Source organism: uncultured Lactobacillus sp., from assembly GCF_902491705.1.
In the GTDB taxonomy this organism is placed as follows: Bacteria; Bacillota; Bacilli; order Lactobacillales; family Lactobacillaceae; genus Lactobacillus.
Window position 1 is genome coordinate 14,317 of sequence record NZ_CABUIW010000022.1, and the last position, 17,388, is coordinate 31,704.

Below are 17,388 nucleotides of genomic sequence, written 5' to 3' on the forward strand. Positions count from 1 at the left end.
AGAAAAAGTCAATTATAAATGCTGGTCTTGACGATATTTTTGTGGTATTTCATCATAAAAAACATGATACAAATATAAACCACTTGCCTGGGCTGTTTGACGAACTTCTTGTCTATCTTTTGCTAAAATTACTCTCTTCAAATCATGGACAGGTCTGCGCTCATTTCCTATTTCCAATAAGGCAGCAACCATGATGCGAACCATATTATATAAAAATCCCGAACCAATAAAATCGAATATTATTTCGTTTTCTTCTTCACTTTTTCTGATATTTACATAATAAATAGTTCGAACTTTATCTTCTATTTGTCCGCCACTCGCTGCAAAGCTAGTAAAATCATGCGTTCCTAGCAAATCTTGAGCCGCTTCCTGCATTTTTTTAATATCCAAGTGGTATTGGAAGTGCCCTGTGTAAAATCGCTTAAATGGATTTACAAAGTGATCTAAGCTAACGCGATATCTATACCATTTTCCCTTAATTGAGTATCTAGCATGAAAATCTTCATCAACAATCTGACAATCCGTAAAAACAATATCTGTTGGCATCATTGAATTCAAAGCTAAAATCATGCGGTTAGCCGGAATTGTTTTCCCTGGATAATCAAAATGAATCACTTGTCCAACTGCATGAACCCCTGCATCAGTTCTACCAGATCCTTGCACAATGACGCGCTGACCCTTAGTCATCTTTTTAAGGGCATCTTCAACTGTTCCTTGGACTGTTCGCTGATCTGGCTGCAATTGAAAGCCATGAAATAAATGGCCGTCATAGGCCATTGTCATCTTATATCTAGTTAACATAATTAATGATTCCTAAAAATTAATAGTAACAACACTAATACAATGAAATAAGCTAGCGAAATCAAATCATATTTTGACCAATTTAAGACTCTATATTTGGTTCGACCGCTGCTTCCACGATATCCACGTGATTCCATTGCTGTTGAAAGATCAATCGCAGTTTCCAATGAATGAATAAATAGTGGCACTAAAATCGGCGTAATTGCCTTAGCTCTTTTTATCAAGCCACCATCATTGAAGTCAGCACCACGTGATCTCTGGGCATTCATTATCTTTAATGTCTCGTCAAACAGCGTTGGCACGAATCGCAAGGCAATTGAAATTACCAATGCAATTTTGTCTACAGGCACTTTAAACAATTTTAATGGCTTAAGTATCCACTCCATTGCATCCGCAATCTCAAGAGGCATCGTAGTAACCGTCATTACCGTTGAAATCAGAATAATCAAAGTAAATCTGATAAAAATATAGGCTGCATTGACTAACCCATAGCTAGAAATGGTAAAAATGCCCCATTGCCAATAAATTTTTCCGCCAGTCATAAAGAACAACTGCAATAAGGATGTGAAAAAGATTAACCCAATTAATGGCTTAACCCCATCCCAGAACACTTTAGCTTTTAGCTTAGTTGCCCAAACTGCAGCTAGGCAAAATATTGTAATGATCGCATAGGTTAATGGATTATTTGCCAAAAAAATCACGAAAATAAATAATATTGTAATCAATAATTTACCACGTGGATCCATTTTATAGACAAGAGAATTTCCCGGGATATATCGCCCAACAATTATTTTACTCATCAAACTCTCCCTTCAAATTCTCCTTAATTCCAACTACAAGCTGATCAAGCACTAATGGATTTTCCTTAAATTCATAATTCGTCAGCTCTGATGCAAAAAGACTAGGAGTCGGCTCCATTAAATAATGCTTTTCAAGCCATGCTTTGTCCTTAAAAATATTTTTCGGTTGATCATGCTTAATTAGTCGTCCATGTTCCATGACTAAAACATCATCTGCAAATTCAGCAACATCATCCATATTGTGTGTAACCAAGATTACAGTATGTCCTGCTTTTTGATAGTCGACAAACAGTTTCATCATTTCTTTGCGAGACTTGGGATCTAGACCTGCAGCTGGCTCATCTAAACAGAGTACTTGTGGTTCATTTACCATAACTCCAGCAATAGCTACACGTCTCATCTGACCACCTGAAAGCTCAAATGGAGATTTAGAAGCTATTTCTCTAGGTAGCCCAACCTGATCTAACCATTCAAAAGCTTTCTTTTTTGCTTCTTCTTCAGTAGCACCAAAATTTTTAGGACCAAATTCAATATCCTCTAACACCGTATTTTCAAATAATTGTGCTTCTGGAAACTGAAAAACTAGACTAACTCGCTTACGCAATTCTTTTAAGTTCTTATTACTTGTCTGCGAAGTAATATGATAGCCGGCAATATCTATCGATCCACTGCTTGGCTTAAGTAAGGCATTAAAATGCTGCATAAGAGTAGATTTACCACTACCAGTATGTCCAATCAAAGCAATGAATTTATTGTCAGCTAATTCGAAAGAAACATCATCTAGTCCCTTCTTTTCCATCGTTGTTCCTGGAGAATAAATATAATCTACTTTTTCGAATTTAATTGACATAAGTACTGTTTCAACTCATCTTTCGTTTGTACATCTTTTGGTATTTTAATGCCTACTTGATCTAACTTATTTATCAATTTATTTACAAAAGGAATATCCAATCCAATTTTGCGCAACATTTCTGTTTGACTGAAAATATCTGTTGGTGATCCCTGTGCCAAGATTTTTCCATCGTTTAACACAATGATATTGTCGGCCATATCTGCTTCATCAATATCATGAGTAATAGAAAGAATGGTTAAATTCTTTTCTGCCATTAAGCGCTTAATGATCTTTAGAATTTGATTTCTACCACTTGGATCCAACATTGAAGTTGATTCATCTAAGATAATGATTTCTGGTTCAACAGCAAGAATACCCGCAATAGCTACCCTCTGCTTTTGACCACCTGAAAGATTGGAAGGTTCGGTATTAATATAATCTAACATTCCCACATCTGATAAAACTTTTTTAACGGTTTTTACCATTTGATCTCTTGGAACACCGCGATTTTCAAGACCAAATGCTACATCATCACCGACTGTAGCTCCTACGAACTGATTATCTGGATTTTGAAAAACGATTCCTACTTTTTCTCTAATGTCCCATACAGTTTCTGGATTCAAATCCATTCCGGAAACTGTGATCGTGCTGTCAGAATCTTTATCTGGTAAAAGCAACCCGTTGATTAGCTTGGAAATCGTAGATTTACCGCTTCCGTTATGACCTATTAAAGCAGTCCATGATCCCTTTTTAACTTTAAAATCAATTTTCTTAAGAACAGGTTCTTTAGATTCTGGATATGTAAATGTCACATTTTTAAATTCAATAGCATTATTATTTACCATTACTTCACGCTCCCTTCCAAGTCACTTAATAATAATTGTAACAGAAAAAAGGGCAAAAAAAATCACCCATGAAGAGGGATGATTTTACTCATCTAAGCTAGACTAAGCTTTCGCCATCATCTTTACGCTTATTCTCACTTTCATGGATAATTCTTAATACGTATTAAGTTTTCGATTATTCTAGACTAATTCAAGAATAACCATTGGAGCAGCGTCACCTTTACGAGGAACAGCTAACTTCAAAATTCTAGTGTAACCACCATTACGGTCTTTGTAACGAGGTGCTACATCGCTGAAAAGTTTTTGTAATGCTGACTTAACAACAACAGTATCCTTTTCTTCATGAATATCTGCAACTTCGTCACGTACAAATGCTGCAGCCTTTCTTCTTGAAGCTAAATCGCCGCGCTTACCTAAAGTGATCATCTTTTCGGCAGTCTTGCGAACTTCTTTAGCACGAGTTTCAGTAGTAACAATGCGTTCGTTCATGATTAATTGAGTAGTCATTTCTCTTAGCATTGCTTTTCTGTGAGCACTATCGCGACCTAATTTACGGTATGCCATGGGTTTGCCTCCTTTATTGCCTACTTTAGTCTTCTTGACGAAGTGAAAGACCTAAGTCGGCTAATTTATTCTTAACTTCTTCCAATGATTTACGTCCTAAGTTACGTACACGCATCATATCTGACTCTGTCTTGTCAGTTAACTCTTGAAGAGTGTTAATGCCGGCACGTTTCAGGCAGTTGTATGAACGAACAGAAAGGTCAAGCTCTTCAATTGTCATTTCAAGCTTCTTTTCTTTCTTATCGTCTTCCTTTTCCACCATTACTTCGCTGAATTGAGTATTTGCATCTGCTGATTCAAATACTTTAAAGTGTTCAACTAAGATCTTAGCAGCAAAACTAAGGGCGTCATTAGGCTTGATTGAACCGTCAGTCCAAATCTCAAAAGTGAGCTTGTCAAAATCGTCTCTCTTACCAACACGAGTTGATTCAACTTGGTAGTTAACCTTTTTAATTGGTGAGAATAATGAATCAACAGGAATTACTCCGATTGGCATGTCATCACTCTTATTGTCACTTGCAGTTACATATCCTCTACCATTCTTTACGGCGAGTTCCATATGTAAGTGCCCACCTTCGGCAATGGTACAAATATATTGATCTGGATTCAAGACTTGAACGTCTGCATCAACTTTAAGATCATCAGCAGTCACTGTGGCAGGACCTTCAACGTCTAATTCAATAACCTTTTGTTCATCTGAAAGAGACTTTAATTCAAGTTTCTTTAAATTCAGAATAATCTTGGTTACATCTTCTCTGACGCCAGGAACTGTTGAGAACTCGTGTAAAACGCCATCAATTTGCACATAAACAAGTCCAGTACCCGGAATAGAAGTAAGTAAAACTCTTCTTAAAGAATTACCTAAAGTAGTACCAAAGCCTCGCTCAAGTGGTTCAACAACAAACTTACCGTAAGAATCTTCTTGTTCAACAACGGTAATATTTGGTTTTTCAAATTCAATCATTACTGGGCCCCTTTCAAAACGTAACGTCCTATATTATCAAGGACAAAATTAAACACGACGACGTTTTGGTGGTCTGGAACCATTGTGGGGAACTGGCGTAACGTCACGAATTGCAGTAATTTCAAGACCAGTTGCTTGAAGTGATCTAATAGCAGATTCACGACCAGCACCAGGACCTTTAACAGAAACTTCTACATGTTTCATACCTTGGTCCATTGCACTCTTAGCTGCTGCTTCAGCTGCCATTTGAGCTGCAAATGGAGTAGACTTACGACTACCCTTAAAGCCCAATGCACCAGCTGAAGACCAAGCAACTGCATTACCTTGAACGTCAGTAATCATGACTAAAGTATTATTAAACGTTGAGTGAATGTGTGCTACACCGCTTTCAACATGCTTCTTCACACGACGCTTACGTGCTGTTTTCTTTGCAGGCATCAATAAACCTCCTTATAAATAAAATTAACGGTTTCTCTTAGTACCCTTACGAGTACGAGCATTGTTCTTGGTATTTTGGCCACGAACTGGAAGTCCACGGCGGTGACGAATACCACGATAAGAACCAATATCAACTAAGCGCTTAATGTTCATGCTTACTTCACGACGCAAGTCACCTTCAACACGGTACTTGTCAACTTCAGCACGAAGCTTTTCTTGATCTTCTGGAGTTAAGTCCTTTGAACGAACGTCTTCAGATACACCAGCATCAGCACAAATCTTCTTAGCAGTTGCGTCACCAATACCGTAAATGTATGTTAAGGCAACAACAATTCGCTTATCTCTTGGTAAGTCAACACCAGCAATACGAGCCATAAACTACACCTCCTCTTTTTCTATTAACCTTGACGTTGCTTGTGCTTTGGATTTGCTGGGCAAATTACCATAACACGGCCATGTCTTTTAATAACTTTACAATGTTCACACATTGGTTTAACAGATGGTCTAACCTTCATGTTTCCCTCCGTTACATTATTTTATAAATCGATACGTAATTCTACCTTTAGTTAAATCGTATGGAGACAATTCAACAGTTACACGGTCTCCTGGCAAGATACGAATGTAGTGCATTCTAATCTTACCGGAAACGTGTGCTAAAATAGTAGCCCCATTTTCCAATTCAACTTTAAACATAGCATTAGGTAAGGTATCAACTACCTTACCTTCTACTTCAATGACATCATCCTTTGCCAAAGTTGTTCCTCCGCAATTAATACAGTCATACTTTGAAATTATAACACGGATAAAAAATTATACAAATTTTTCTTTTATTGATTATTACTCAATACCGCATCAATGTCTTCAAAGACTTTTTCTGGAGTTTGTTCACCATTAATTACAGTAAGCAAACCTTTCTTTTGATAAAAGTCTTTCAAAGGAGCATTCATCTTTTCGTTAACTTCAAGACGATTCTTAACAACTTCAGGCTTATCGTCTTCACGTTGATAGAATTCATGACCACCACAACGATCACAAGTACCTTCAACTTTAGGTTGCTTAGAAATCTTATTGTAGGTAGCACCACAATTCTTACACATGTATCTTGCTGATAAACGCTTGATCAAAGTATCTTCATCAACTTCAAGCGCAATAACATTTGTTAAAGGCTTATTCAAACGCTTGGTAATACCATCAAGAAGTTCTGCTTGTACAGTAGTTCTTGGAAAACCGTCTAAGATGAAACCTTCTTTAATATCAGGTTGACTTAAACGTTCTTCAACCAATCTAGCAGTAACTTCGTCTGGTACTAAATTACCTTTGTCGATGTAGCTTTTAGCTTCAAGACCAACCTTGGTCTTGTTTGCCATTGCTTCCCTAAACATATCTCCAGTTGAAATATGAGTTAAGTGATATTTGTCAACGATTCTCTCTGATGCTGTACCTTTACCAGCACCTGGTAAACCTAAAAGAATTAAGTTAATCATTTTTTCCGTTCCTATCTGATGAATCCAACATATTCTCTCTTCATTAACAAACCGTTAATTTGACGAGATAACTCAAGAACAACCCCAATAACAATTAAAAGACTTGTTCCTCCTAAACCAATGGAACTTGGGAGATTCCAGAAGTTTGTGGCCAATTGAGGCAATAGAGCAACTAAACCTAAAAATACTGAACCTACAGTTGATAATTTAATCAACATTTTTGAAACATAGTTCTGGGTATCTTTTCCTGGCCAAACGCTAGGAATATAAGCACCTTGCTTTTGTAAGTTTTCTGCTAGCTTCTCAGGGTTAACCTGAACGAAAGCGTAGAAGAATGTAAATAAGATAATCAATAAGGTGTAGATGATAACCCCAGGTGTAGTTTGTAAACTAAAGATCTGGTTCATTACCTTAAACCATTGTTGATCGCCTTGGGTTCTTTGAAAGGCCATTAAAATTGTTGCCGGTGTAATGATAAATGAACTGGCGAAAATAACTGGGATAACTCCAGATACATTAACTTTTAATGGTAGAAAACTTTCAGAACCACTAATCGTCGCTCTTCTTGTATATTGAATAGGAATACGACGATCAGCTTGTTCAACCCATGTAACTAATTGAGTAACTACAAGGATTGCAACTATAACCGCGATGAAGAACAAAATACCTTGCCAACGATCACTGGAACTATTGTTAATAATTTCTTCCTTGTAGATTTGCCATAAACCACTTGGTAATCTTGCAATGATACCAGCAAAAATAATTACTGATACACCATTACCAAGACCTTTATCAGTGATTTCATCACCTAACCATGTCAATAACATGGTACCCGCAGTCATGATAATAGCAATTTCTACATAAGTTTGAGGGGTTTGATTCTTAACCAATCCCATTTGAGTCAAGGCGTTGAAACCTAACGTAATACCAATACTTTGGACAAAGGCAACAACTAATGCTAAGTATCTTGTCACTTGATTAGTTTTACGTCTACCTACTTCACCTTGTTTTCCCCATTCTACCAATGTCGGTACAATATCCATTTGTAACAACTGAATTACAATTTGTGCCGTGATATACGGGGAAACACCCAATGAAAATATTGAATAGTTATCTAGTCCACCACCAGATACAGTATCTAGCATTGGAACTAATCCAGTTTGAGCAACCTGTGTGATCGCCTTTGCATTAACACCCGGAACAGTGATATTAGCACCAATCCGATATATTAAAAGAATAAAGAGTGTGAAATAAATCTTATTTCTAATTTCTTTATCCTTAAAGGCGTTCTTCAAGGTCGAAAACATTAGATCACCTCAACAGTTCCGCCAGCGGCTTCAACTGCTTTCTTAGCAGCTGCGGAAACTTTATTAACCTTTACAGTTAACTTAACTTTTAATTCACCGTTGCCAAGCAACTTAACGCCTGATAATTCTTGCTTTACCAAGCCGTTTTCCTTAAGAGTTTCAACAGTTACTTCACTGCCATCTTCGAACTTATTTAAGTCATCTAAATTTACAATTGCGTATTCTTTACGGTTAATGTTCTTAAAACCACGCTTTGGCATAGTTCTGAATAATGGCATTTGACCACCTTCAAAACCTAAACGTGTGTGACCGCCTTGACGAGCCAATTGACCCTTTTGACCACGGCCAGAAGTCTTACCGTAACCACTTGAAGTACCACGACCGACACGTTTTCTATTACGACGTGAGCCTTCAGCAGAATGTAATTCATGAAGCTTCATTAATTGGGCACCTCCTTGATATCCTATTTATTAATCTCTTCAACAGAGATTAAGTGAGCAATTTTCAATAATGCACCACGAGTAGCAGCGTTGTCTGGAAGAACAACAGTACTATCTACTCTACCTAAACCAAGAGCTTTAACAATCTTTCTTTGTTCAGGTAGACGGTGAGCAGCACTTCTAATTAAAGTAATCTTTAAATCAGTCATCTATGATCTCCCTAATCTAAGCTCTTTCAGGTTGACGAAGTTTTTCTACTTCTTCACTAGTTCTAAGCTTCTTCAAACCATCAATAGTTGCACGAACAACGTTGATTGGTGTATTAGAACCAAGTGATTTTGAAGTTACGTCTGAGATACCAGCCATATCCATAACGATACGTACGGCACCACCAGCAGCAACACCAGAACCAGCTTCGGCAGGCTTCAATAAAATGTTACCTGAACCGTAGTGACCAATAACTTCATGAGGAATAGTAGTACCAACTTTAGGTACGTTGATCATTTTCTTCTTACCGTCTTCTACAGCCTTACGGATTGCTTCTGGGACTTCTTGAGCTTTACCAGTACCAAAACCTACACGGCCTTTCTTGTCGCCAACAACAACAAGAGCAGCAAATTTCATGCGACGGCCACCTTTAACAACCTTAGTAATACGGTTGACAGCGACTAATTGATCTTCGATATCGTCTTTGTTTCTGCGATTATTACGAGAATCATTGCGGTTTGCCATGTGTTAATCTCCTTTCCTAGAATTCTAATCCGTTTTCACGAGCAGCATCAGCTAATGCTTGAACACGGCCGTGGTAAATGTAACCACTTCTATCAAATACAACAGTAGAAATGTTCTTAGCCTTAGCAGCTTCAGCAATAGCCTTACCAACAGCAGCAGCTTGTTCTACCTTAGTTGCATCTTCTGATACGTTTTCGTCCAAAGTTGAGGCGCTTGCAAGCGTAACACCCGCTACGTCATCAATTAATTGAGCGTAGATGTTTTTATTTGAACGGAAAATGCTTAAGCGTGGGCGCTCAGCAGTACCAGAAATCTTACCACGAATACGTTTACGACGCTTTAAGCGTAACTTGTTTTTATCTGGTTTAGAAATCACAATTTCACCTCAAAATAAACTACTTATTACTTACCTGTCTTACCTTCCTTACGACGTACGTATTCATCAACATAACGAATACCTTTACCCTTGTAAGGTTCTGGTGGACGTACGGCGCGGATTTCAGCTGCGAATTGACCAACATCTTGCTTTGAAACACCTTCAACTTCTACATCAGTTGCTGAAGTTGCCTTTACAGATACACCTTCTGGTGCAGTCAATACAACTGGGTGTGAGTAACCAACATTCAAAGTAATCTTGTTGCCTTGTGCTTGTGCACGGTAACCAACACCGATTAACTTCAAAGTCTTCTTATAACCATCAACTACACCTTCGATCATTGAAGCTAAGTTAGCTCTTTCAGTACCGTGAAGTGCTTTATCGTTTTCATTTGAACGTGAGAAGTTGATTTTACCATCTTTTTGTTCAAAAGTGATCTTTGGATCGAAGTATCTAGTTAATTCACCCTTAGGGCCCTTAACAGTAATGTTGTCGCCTTCTTTGGTAACAGTAACACTGTCAGGGACTTCAATAGTCTTTAAACCGATTCGGCTCATTGATTGTTCTCCTTTCTGTCAGTATTACCAAATGTAGGCAATTACTTCGCCGCCAACGTTCTTTTGTCTTGCTTCTTTGTCAGTAATAACACCAGCAGAAGTAGAAACGATGGCAATGCCCAAACCATTAAGAACTTTTGGTAAGTCTTCAGCGCTTACGTAGTTTCTAAGACCTGGCTTAGAAATACGCTTCAAGCCTGAAATGACACGTTCTCCATTTGGACCGTATTTCAAGAATACCTTGATAACGCCTTGCTTGTTGTCATCTGCAACTTCGTAATCACGGATGAAACCTTCGCGCTTCAAAATTTCTGAAATAGACTTTTTAATGTTTGATGCAGGAATTTCAACTGAATCATGCTTTGCCATGTTAGCATTTCTGATTCTAGTCAAGTAATCTGCGATTGGATCTGTCATGACCATTTAAGCTATCCTCCTAACCGTATCCTACCAACTAGCCTTTTTAAGACCAGGGATTTGACCCTTGTGTGCTAATTCCTTTAAGCAAATACGGCATAAACCGAATTTACGGTATACGGAGTGTGGACGACCACATCTCTCGCAACGTGTATATTCACGTGAAGAGAACTTAGCAGGACGACGATTTCTGATTTTTTGTGATGTTTTAGCCATTAATGTCCTCCACTATCTTGCAAACGGCATACCAAATTGAGTCAAAAGCTCACGAGCTTCTTCATCAGTGCTGGCAGTAGTTACGATAACAATGTCTAAACCTCTAGTGCGGTTAACCTTATCAAAATCGATTTCTGGGAAAATCAATTGTTCTTTAATACCCAAAGTGTAGTTACCACGACCATCAAATGAACGAGTTGATACACCACGGAAGTCACGAACACGTGGAAGAGAAACATTGATCAACTTGTATAAGAAGTCGTACATTCTATCGCCTCTAAGAGTAACCTTAGCACCAATAGACATACCTTCACGTAAACGGAAGTTAGCGATTGACTTCTTAGCCTTAGTGATTAATGGCTTTTGGCCTGAAATCAAAGTTAATTCTTCAACTGCTTCGTCCAAGTTCTTGGCGTTAGAAACAGCATCACCAACACCCATGTTTAAAACGATCTTGTCAATCTTAGGAACTTGCATTGATGAAGTGTAGTTGAACTTTTCTTCCAATGCAGGAGCTACTTTTTCTTTGTATTCTTCAGCTAAATAACTTGCCATTTGTGTCCTCCCTTCTACTTATCTTCTTTACTACTAATAACTTTAACGTTTGATGCGTGAATTGAACCTTCTGATTCAACTACACCACCATTAGCATTAGTTTGTGAAGGCTTTTGGTGCTTCTTAATCTTGTTAACGCCCTTAACAACAACGCGGTTCTTCTTTACGTTAACAGAAAGAACAGTACCTTCTTTACCTTTATCTTTTCCGGCAATAACTTTTACCTTGTCACCAGTTTTAACGAACATCAGTGCACCTCACTATCAATTATAAGACTTCAGGAGCAAGAGAGACGATCTTCATAAAGTCGTGCTCACGTAACTCACGTGCAACTGGCCCAAAGATACGAGTACCACGTGGGCTCTTATCTGCGTTAATAATTACGCCAGCATTTTCGTCGAATTTGATGTATGAACCATCTTCACGACGTGCACCTGATTTGGTTCTAACAATAACTGCTTTTACAACGTCGCCTTTTTTGACAACGCCACCTGGTGTTGCTTGCTTAACAGTACATACTACGATGTCACCGATGTTACCAGTCTTACGCTTTGAACCACCTAAGACTCTAATAACTAAAAGTTCTCTGGCACCAGAGTTATCAGCAACCTTTAAACGGGATTCGTTTTGAATCACTGTGTAATCCTCCCCTCACTAAATCCGCAAATTAAACAGATTTCTTAACAATCTTTACTAAACGGAAGCGCTTCTTACGAGATAATGGACGGGTTTCCATGATACGTACAGTATCGCCAACTTTAGCTTCGTTATTTTCGTCTTGTGCGTAGTATTTCTTTGAATATCTAATACGCTTGTTGTAAACAGGGTGGTTCTTGTAAGTATCAACAACGACTACGATAGTCTTGTCCATCTTATCAGAAACTACACGACCTTGGTATACGTGACGACGATTTCTTTCGTTTGTTTCGCTCAAGTTAATAGCTCCCTTCCATTAATTGTTTTCTAACGCTTTTTCGCTCAGAATAGTTTTAATTCTGGCGATATTCTTGCGGACTTTGCTCAAGCGAGCGGTATTTTCTAATTGACCCGTTGCTTGTTGGAAACGCAAATTAAAGAGCTCTTCTTTATATTGCTTTTCTTTTTCTAACATTTCATCAGTGGTTAATGCTCTGATATCTTTAGCCTTCATTAGATTCGCCACCTACTTCCGAACTTCTAGTTACAAACTTAGTCTTAATTGGTAACTTAGTTGAAGCAAGACGTAAAGCTTCACGAGCAGTTGCTTCATCAACACCACCAATTTCAAACATGATCTTTTCTCTCTTAACTACAGCTACCCAACCTGCTGGTGCACCTTTACCAGAACCCATACGTACACCAACACCTTTAGCAGTGTATGACTTTTGAGGGAAAATTCTAATCCAAACTTTACCGCCACGCTTCATGTAACGTGTCATAGCAACACGGGCAGCTTCGATTTGACGGTTAGTAATCCAGTGTGATTCGAGGGCTTCAAGACCGTATTCACCAAAGGCAATATACTTACCACCTTTAGCAGCACCACGCATCTTACCACGGAATTCACGACGGTGTTTTACTCGCTTTGGTACTAAAGGCATTATCTATTTCCTCCCTTCGCTGGCTTTGAAGCTGGCTTGTTCTTACGAGTTGGTAAAACTTCACCACGGTTAATCCATACTTGAACACCGATTTCACCGTAAGTAGTGAATGCATTTACCCAAGCGTAATCAATATCAGCTCTCAAAGTTTGTAATGGAACACGACCTTCTGTGTGCCATTCTCTTCTTGCCATGTCGGCACCGTTCAAACGACCTGAAGTTTGAACCTTAATACCCTTGGCACCAGCACGCATAGCTCTTTGAGTAGCTTGACGCATAGCACGTCTGAAAGCAATACGAGCTTCAAGTTGACGAGCGATACCATCAGCTACTAATTTAGCATCAAGATCTGGTTTTTTAATTTCAACAATATTAATGTGAACTTGCTTACCAGTTAAAGCGTTCAATTGCTTTCTTAAAGCTTCAACTTCAGAACCACCTTTACCGATTACCATACCTGGCTTAGCAGTATGGATTGAGATGTTGATTCTGTTAGCTGCACGTTCAATTTCAACAGTAGATACTGAAGCATCCTTCAATTTTTCTGAAATGAATTTTCTAATATGAAGGTCTTCATTTAAAGTTTCTTTGTATCCTTTGTCAGCATACCATTTTGATTCCCAATCGCGGATAACACCGAGACGAAAACCGTTTGGGTTAATCTTTTGACCCATTAATATACCTCCCTTAATCGTTCTTTTCTGAAACTACTACAACTACGTGACTGGTTCTCTTGTTAATTGGAGAAGCCATACCCTTAGCACGTGGGCGGAATCTCTTCAAAGTTGCACCTTCGTTTACGTAAGCTTCTGATACGTAAAGGTTAGCACTTTCAAGATCGTAGTTGTGTTCTGCGTTAGCAATAGCTGAACGTAAAACTTTTTCAACGATTGGGGAAGCAGCTCTAGGCGTAAATTCCAAGATTGCTAATACTTCAGCAACGCTCTTGCCACGAATTAAGTCAACGACTAAACGAGCTTTTCTTGGAGCGATGCGAACAGTTCTTGCTTCAGCCTTAGCTGAACTAATTTGTTCTGCCATTTAGATGTTTCTCCTTCCTCTAAGCTTGTGTTGTGGCTTTATCATCAGTGGATCTGTGTCCGTGGAAAGTTCTTGTTGGAACAAATTCACCTAACTTATGACCAACCATGTCTTCAGTAACATATACTGGAACATGTTTTCTACCATCGTAAACAGCTATAGTCAAACCTACAAAGGAAGGGAAAATAGTTGAACGACGTGACCAAGTCTTAATAACTTGCTTCTTATCTGCATCTGCTTGTACATCAACCTTCTTTAATAAAGATGCATCAGCAAAAGGACCTTTTTTAATACTACGGCTCATTAATTAACCCTCCTTCTATTATTTGCTACCTTTACGGTGACGAATGATTAACTTCTCGCTAGCCTTCTTGGTGTCTCTAGTCTTGATACCACGAGCCTTCTTGCCCCATGGAGTCATAGGTTGTGGACGACCAACAGGAGCCTTACCTTCACCACCACCATGTGGGTGATCGTTAGGGTTCATTACGGAACCACGTGATTGAGGACGCTTGCCTAACCAACGCTTACGACCAGCTTTACCTAATTGGATCAAAGAGTGTTGTTCGTTACCAACCACACCGATAGTAGCACGGCATGATGATAAAATCTTACGAACTTCGCCACTTTGTAATCTGATCAAAGTGTAGTCACCATCAGCACCTAAAACTTGAGCAGAAGCACCAGCACTTCTTACAAGTTGACCACCTTTACCTGGCTTTAATTCGATGTTGTGAATTGAAGTACCAGTTGGGATGTTCTTTAATTCAAGTGCGTTACCTGGCTTGATGTCAACTGCATCGCCTGATTCAACGATGTCGCCAACCTTTAAGCCCTTAGGTGCCAAAATGTAAGCCTTGATACCATCAGTGTAGTGAAGCAAAGCGATGTTAGCAGTTCTGTTTGGATCGTATTCGATTGCCTTTACAACTGCCTTTGCGTTGTCTTTGTTACGCTTAAAGTCGATGATACGGTATTTTTGTTTGTGACCACCACCACGGTGTCTTACAGTGATATGGCCATATGAGTTACGACCTGCAGTATGTGATTGTGATTCAAGTAAAGTCTTTTCAGGCTTTGTCTTGGTAATCTCAGCAAAGTCGGAAGAAGTCATATGACGACGACCATTGGTAGTTGGCTTATAAATCTTAATAGCCAATTGACTGACCTCCTATTACTTGTTGTCTTCTTTATCTTCGTCTTGGAAAATCTTAATACTGTTTGAATCGTCAGTTAAAGCAACAATTGCCTTTCTACGACGAGCAGTCTTACCAGTGTAACGACCTACTCGCTTGTCCTTGCCACGAACGTTCATAATGTTAACGCTCTTTACCTTAACATCGAAGATTTCTTCAACAGCATTGCGAACTTGTGTCTTGGTTGCAGTTAAAAGCACGTCGAAAGTGTACTTCTTATCATCCATTAAGTTCGTTGACTTTTCAGTAATGACAGGTCTTAAAATGATATCGCGTGCATCCATTAAGCCAAAACCTCCTCGATCTTCTTAACAGCATCTTGAGTCAAGATTAACTTGCCGTAGTTAACAGCGTCTTCAACGTTCAAACCGTTAACTGGAACAGCCTTAACCTTAGCTAAGTTTCTTGCGGAAAGTTGTACATTGCTATCATCAGTAACAATTAAAACCTTACCGTCAGCATTCAAGCTGTTTAACATTGATACTAATTCCTTAGTCTTAGGAGCTGACATGGTCAACTTGTCTAAAACAATTAAATCATTGTCAATCAACTTTTGGGAAAGAACTGACTTAATAGCCAAACGACGTTGCTTTCTTGGCATAGTGTATGCGTATGAACGTGGAGTTGGGCCAAATACTGTACCACCACCACGCCATTGTGGAGCTCTGATAGAACCTTGACGAGCACGACCAGTACCCTTTTGTCTCCAAGGCTTCTTACCACCGCCGCGAACAGCAGATCTATTCTTAACCTTTGAGGTACCTTGACGCTTGCCGGCTCTTTGTCTAATAATTGCTTCAAAAACGACATTGTCGTTAGGTTCAATACCAAAAACTTTATCGTTTAAAGTAACTTCACCAGAGTCTTTACCGTTTTGATCCATAACTTTTAAATTAGCCATTCTAGTCCTCCTTCCTATTTATCAGCCTTAACAGCTTTAGAAGCAGTCTTAACAACGATCAATGAGTTCTTAGCACCAGGAACATTACCCTTAATCATTAATACGTTCTTATCTGCAACAACTTTTTCAATTACTAAGTTTTCAATGGTAACTTTCTTTACACCCATGTGACCTGGCAAACGCTTGCCCTTTGGTACACGGTTAATGATGGAACCCATTGAACCAGGAATTCTGTGGTATCTTGAACCGTGGGTTTCTGGTCCTCTTGATTGGCCCCAACGCTTAATGTTACCTTGGTATCCATGACCTCTTGAAGTACCAGTAACGTTTACAACGTCACCTTCCTTGAATGTATCCACAGTAACTTCTGAGCCGACTTCATAGTCCTTAAGCTCAACACCGCGGATTTCCCGAATGAAGCGCTTAGGCGAAGTCTTTGCTTTATCAGCATGACCTTTTTCTGGTTTGTTGCTCAAAACTTCACGCTTGTCTTGGTAACCTAATTGAACAGCTTCGTAACCGTCTGATTCAACAGTCTTAACTTGCATAACAACGTTAGGAGTTGCTTCTACAACAGTTACAGGAACAAGGACACCATCTTTAGTAAAGATTTGAGTCATACCAACTTTTCTTCCTAAGATTCCTTTGGTCATGATTACACCTCTTTCTATTTAAATTACAGTTTAATTTCGATGTCTACGCCACTTGGAAGATCAAGCTTCATTAATGAATCAACAGTCTTAGGTGTTGGATTCAAAATGTCGATTAAACGCTTGTGAGTGCGCATTTCAAATTGTTCACGTGAGTCCTTGTTCTTGTGTGGTGAACGAAGAACAGTGAATAAAGTTCTTTCTGTTGGAAGAGGAACTGGACCTGAAATTTCTGCTCCAGTTCTCTTTGCAGTAGCTACGATCTTAGCAGCTGATTCATCGAGAATACCATGTTCGTATGACTTAAGTCTAATACGAATTGTTTGACTTGCCATTAAATTACCTCCTTAACGTCTTCTTTAAAAGATGACTAGCTCGGCAAAAATTCCCCGCACGCCACTGTGGCAATGCAGCCTGGTGTGCCGCAACCTTTTGCGTCAAAGCTTTACAACAATTTTCTAGCTTTAGAGCACAATTGCCCCTCAAGCACAAAGACTATTGTACTTTGTCTATCCTTAAATATCAAGGGTTAAGGGCATTTTTCTAAAAAATTTTTTTCGAAAAAAAGAGCTATTGAAAAATTTTCAATAACTCTTTTTTCTACGTAAAGTCAAGTCTCATCTAGGGTTAGACCTGATATTTTTAGATAATTGTCCTTGATTGTTTTTTGAGGGCCGATTTATTTTTCGTTG

General features: G+C 38.8%; 33 protein-coding genes. All 33 read right to left on the bottom strand.

Features of this window, described 5'->3' with window-relative positions; genetic code table 11:
- Nucleotides 1–12: 12 nt before the first annotated feature.
- Complete coding sequence (gene truA, locus RDN22_RS05660) at nucleotides 13–801, bottom strand: tRNA pseudouridine(38-40) synthase TruA (RefSeq protein WP_308556723.1); 789 nt, start codon at nucleotides 799–801, stop codon at nucleotides 13–15.
- A gap of 2 nt (nucleotides 802–803) precedes the next feature.
- Nucleotides 804–1,601 carry an energy-coupling factor transporter transmembrane component T gene (locus RDN22_RS05665; RefSeq protein ID WP_308556724.1) on the bottom strand — a complete coding sequence of 266 codons (798 nt, stop codon included), beginning with the start codon at nucleotides 1,599–1,601 and terminating at the stop codon, nucleotides 804–806.
- Entirely contained in the window at nucleotides 1,594–2,451 is an 858-nt protein-coding gene (locus RDN22_RS05670; RefSeq protein WP_308556725.1) for an energy-coupling factor transporter ATPase, read from the bottom strand. Before RDN22_RS05670 ends, RDN22_RS05665 begins: the two co-directional genes overlap by 8 nt.
- A complete protein-coding gene (locus RDN22_RS05675; RefSeq protein WP_308556726.1) occupies nucleotides 2,427–3,278 on the bottom strand; it encodes an energy-coupling factor ABC transporter ATP-binding protein in 852 nt (283 codons plus the stop codon). Before RDN22_RS05675 ends, RDN22_RS05670 begins: the two co-directional genes overlap by 25 nt.
- A 180-nt stretch (nucleotides 3,279–3,458) precedes the next feature.
- On the bottom strand, nucleotides 3,459–3,842 hold the full coding sequence (gene rplQ / locus RDN22_RS05680) for a 50S ribosomal protein L17 (RefSeq protein ID WP_013437146.1): 384 nt from the start codon (nucleotides 3,840–3,842) through the stop codon (nucleotides 3,459–3,461).
- A gap of 25 nt (nucleotides 3,843–3,867) precedes the next feature.
- Complete coding sequence (locus RDN22_RS05685; protein ID WP_013437145.1) at nucleotides 3,868–4,806, bottom strand: DNA-directed RNA polymerase subunit alpha; 939 nt, start codon at nucleotides 4,804–4,806, stop codon at nucleotides 3,868–3,870.
- A gap of 48 nt (nucleotides 4,807–4,854) precedes the next feature.
- Nucleotides 4,855–5,244: a 30S ribosomal protein S11 gene (rpsK, locus tag RDN22_RS05690; RefSeq protein ID WP_003625817.1), complete on the bottom strand. Its 390-nt coding sequence runs from the start codon at nucleotides 5,242–5,244 to the stop codon at nucleotides 4,855–4,857.
- Between the two features lie 24 nt (nucleotides 5,245–5,268).
- Nucleotides 5,269–5,619, bottom strand: a complete 351-nt coding sequence (rpsM, locus tag RDN22_RS05695; protein ID WP_308556727.1) for a 30S ribosomal protein S13 — start codon at nucleotides 5,617–5,619, stop codon at nucleotides 5,269–5,271.
- A gap of 23 nt (nucleotides 5,620–5,642) precedes the next feature.
- On the bottom strand, nucleotides 5,643–5,759 hold the full coding sequence (rpmJ, locus tag RDN22_RS05700) for a 50S ribosomal protein L36 (RefSeq protein WP_002878160.1): 117 nt from the start codon (nucleotides 5,757–5,759) through the stop codon (nucleotides 5,643–5,645).
- A 16-nt stretch (nucleotides 5,760–5,775) separates the two neighbouring features.
- Nucleotides 5,776–5,997, bottom strand: a complete 222-nt coding sequence (infA, locus tag RDN22_RS05705) for a translation initiation factor IF-1 (protein ID WP_002878178.1) — start codon at nucleotides 5,995–5,997, stop codon at nucleotides 5,776–5,778.
- 74 nt (nucleotides 5,998–6,071) lie between these two features.
- Nucleotides 6,072–6,728 carry an adenylate kinase gene (locus RDN22_RS05710; RefSeq protein WP_308556728.1) on the bottom strand — a complete coding sequence of 219 codons (657 nt, stop codon included), beginning with the start codon at nucleotides 6,726–6,728 and terminating at the stop codon, nucleotides 6,072–6,074.
- Between the two features lie 11 nt (nucleotides 6,729–6,739).
- A complete protein-coding gene (gene secY, locus RDN22_RS05715; RefSeq protein ID WP_308556729.1) occupies nucleotides 6,740–8,035 on the bottom strand; it encodes a preprotein translocase subunit SecY in 1,296 nt (431 codons plus the stop codon).
- The gene (rplO, locus tag RDN22_RS05720; RefSeq protein WP_308556730.1) at nucleotides 8,035–8,475 is read right to left on the bottom strand and encodes a 50S ribosomal protein L15; all 441 of its coding nucleotides are present in this window, start codon (nucleotides 8,473–8,475) and stop codon (nucleotides 8,035–8,037) included. Before rplO ends, secY begins: the two co-directional genes overlap by 1 nt.
- 23 nt (nucleotides 8,476–8,498) lie before the next feature.
- The gene (gene rpmD / locus RDN22_RS05725; RefSeq protein WP_003549042.1) at nucleotides 8,499–8,684 is read right to left on the bottom strand and encodes a 50S ribosomal protein L30; all 186 of its coding nucleotides are present in this window, start codon (nucleotides 8,682–8,684) and stop codon (nucleotides 8,499–8,501) included.
- Nucleotides 8,685–8,700: 16 nt separating this feature from the next.
- The gene (gene rpsE / locus RDN22_RS05730) at nucleotides 8,701–9,207 is read right to left on the bottom strand and encodes a 30S ribosomal protein S5 (protein ID WP_308556731.1); all 507 of its coding nucleotides are present in this window, start codon (nucleotides 9,205–9,207) and stop codon (nucleotides 8,701–8,703) included.
- A 16-nt stretch (nucleotides 9,208–9,223) separates the two neighbouring features.
- Nucleotides 9,224–9,583: a 50S ribosomal protein L18 gene (rplR, locus tag RDN22_RS05735; RefSeq protein ID WP_308556732.1), complete on the bottom strand. Its 360-nt coding sequence runs from the start codon at nucleotides 9,581–9,583 to the stop codon at nucleotides 9,224–9,226.
- Between the two features lie 26 nt (nucleotides 9,584–9,609).
- Nucleotides 9,610–10,140: a 50S ribosomal protein L6 gene (rplF, locus tag RDN22_RS05740; RefSeq protein ID WP_308556733.1), complete on the bottom strand. Its 531-nt coding sequence runs from the start codon at nucleotides 10,138–10,140 to the stop codon at nucleotides 9,610–9,612.
- A 24-nt stretch (nucleotides 10,141–10,164) separates the two neighbouring features.
- On the bottom strand, nucleotides 10,165–10,563 hold the full coding sequence (rpsH, locus tag RDN22_RS05745; RefSeq protein ID WP_013437137.1) for a 30S ribosomal protein S8: 399 nt from the start codon (nucleotides 10,561–10,563) through the stop codon (nucleotides 10,165–10,167).
- Between the two features lie 24 nt (nucleotides 10,564–10,587).
- Entirely contained in the window at nucleotides 10,588–10,773 is a 186-nt protein-coding gene (locus tag RDN22_RS05750; RefSeq protein WP_003549037.1) for a type Z 30S ribosomal protein S14, read from the bottom strand.
- A gap of 12 nt (nucleotides 10,774–10,785) precedes the next feature.
- Nucleotides 10,786–11,328 (bottom strand): 50S ribosomal protein L5, encoded by a 543-nt coding sequence (gene rplE, locus RDN22_RS05755; protein WP_308556734.1) that lies wholly within the window; start codon nucleotides 11,326–11,328, stop codon nucleotides 10,786–10,788.
- Nucleotides 11,329–11,342: 14 nt separating this feature from the next.
- Nucleotides 11,343–11,576, bottom strand: a complete 234-nt coding sequence (gene rplX, locus RDN22_RS05760; RefSeq protein WP_308556735.1) for a 50S ribosomal protein L24 — start codon at nucleotides 11,574–11,576, stop codon at nucleotides 11,343–11,345.
- Between the two features lie 19 nt (nucleotides 11,577–11,595).
- The gene (rplN, locus tag RDN22_RS05765; RefSeq protein ID WP_007126804.1) at nucleotides 11,596–11,964 is read right to left on the bottom strand and encodes a 50S ribosomal protein L14; all 369 of its coding nucleotides are present in this window, start codon (nucleotides 11,962–11,964) and stop codon (nucleotides 11,596–11,598) included.
- 31 nt (nucleotides 11,965–11,995) lie between these two features.
- Nucleotides 11,996–12,262, bottom strand: coding sequence for a 30S ribosomal protein S17 (rpsQ, locus tag RDN22_RS05770; protein ID WP_005721626.1), 267 nt, complete (start codon nucleotides 12,260–12,262; stop codon nucleotides 11,996–11,998).
- Between the two features lie 18 nt (nucleotides 12,263–12,280).
- Nucleotides 12,281–12,478 carry a 50S ribosomal protein L29 gene (gene rpmC, locus RDN22_RS05775; protein WP_003549032.1) on the bottom strand — a complete coding sequence of 66 codons (198 nt, stop codon included), beginning with the start codon at nucleotides 12,476–12,478 and terminating at the stop codon, nucleotides 12,281–12,283.
- Nucleotides 12,468–12,908: a 50S ribosomal protein L16 gene (gene rplP / locus RDN22_RS05780; protein ID WP_003625792.1), complete on the bottom strand. Its 441-nt coding sequence runs from the start codon at nucleotides 12,906–12,908 to the stop codon at nucleotides 12,468–12,470. The genes rpmC and rplP overlap by 11 nt, the downstream gene beginning before the upstream one ends.
- Complete coding sequence (gene rpsC, locus RDN22_RS05785) at nucleotides 12,908–13,582, bottom strand: 30S ribosomal protein S3 (protein WP_308556736.1); 675 nt, start codon at nucleotides 13,580–13,582, stop codon at nucleotides 12,908–12,910. The genes rplP and rpsC overlap by 1 nt, the downstream gene beginning before the upstream one ends.
- Before the next feature lie 13 nt (nucleotides 13,583–13,595).
- On the bottom strand, nucleotides 13,596–13,949 hold the full coding sequence (gene rplV / locus RDN22_RS05790; protein WP_308556737.1) for a 50S ribosomal protein L22: 354 nt from the start codon (nucleotides 13,947–13,949) through the stop codon (nucleotides 13,596–13,598).
- A 19-nt stretch (nucleotides 13,950–13,968) separates the two neighbouring features.
- Nucleotides 13,969–14,253: a 30S ribosomal protein S19 gene (gene rpsS, locus RDN22_RS05795; RefSeq protein WP_308556738.1), complete on the bottom strand. Its 285-nt coding sequence runs from the start codon at nucleotides 14,251–14,253 to the stop codon at nucleotides 13,969–13,971.
- Between the two features lie 18 nt (nucleotides 14,254–14,271).
- A complete protein-coding gene (rplB, locus tag RDN22_RS05800) occupies nucleotides 14,272–15,108 on the bottom strand; it encodes a 50S ribosomal protein L2 (RefSeq protein ID WP_308556739.1) in 837 nt (278 codons plus the stop codon).
- Between the two features lie 15 nt (nucleotides 15,109–15,123).
- Complete coding sequence (gene rplW / locus RDN22_RS05805; RefSeq protein WP_025014715.1) at nucleotides 15,124–15,429, bottom strand: 50S ribosomal protein L23; 306 nt, start codon at nucleotides 15,427–15,429, stop codon at nucleotides 15,124–15,126.
- The gene (gene rplD, locus RDN22_RS05810) at nucleotides 15,429–16,046 is read right to left on the bottom strand and encodes a 50S ribosomal protein L4 (protein ID WP_308556740.1); all 618 of its coding nucleotides are present in this window, start codon (nucleotides 16,044–16,046) and stop codon (nucleotides 15,429–15,431) included. Before rplD ends, rplW begins: the two co-directional genes overlap by 1 nt.
- A gap of 14 nt (nucleotides 16,047–16,060) precedes the next feature.
- Complete coding sequence (gene rplC, locus RDN22_RS05815; protein WP_005720335.1) at nucleotides 16,061–16,699, bottom strand: 50S ribosomal protein L3; 639 nt, start codon at nucleotides 16,697–16,699, stop codon at nucleotides 16,061–16,063.
- A 23-nt stretch (nucleotides 16,700–16,722) separates the two neighbouring features.
- Nucleotides 16,723–17,031, bottom strand: a complete 309-nt coding sequence (gene rpsJ, locus RDN22_RS05820) for a 30S ribosomal protein S10 (RefSeq protein ID WP_003549023.1) — start codon at nucleotides 17,029–17,031, stop codon at nucleotides 16,723–16,725.
- Nucleotides 17,032–17,388 lie beyond the last annotated feature (357 nt).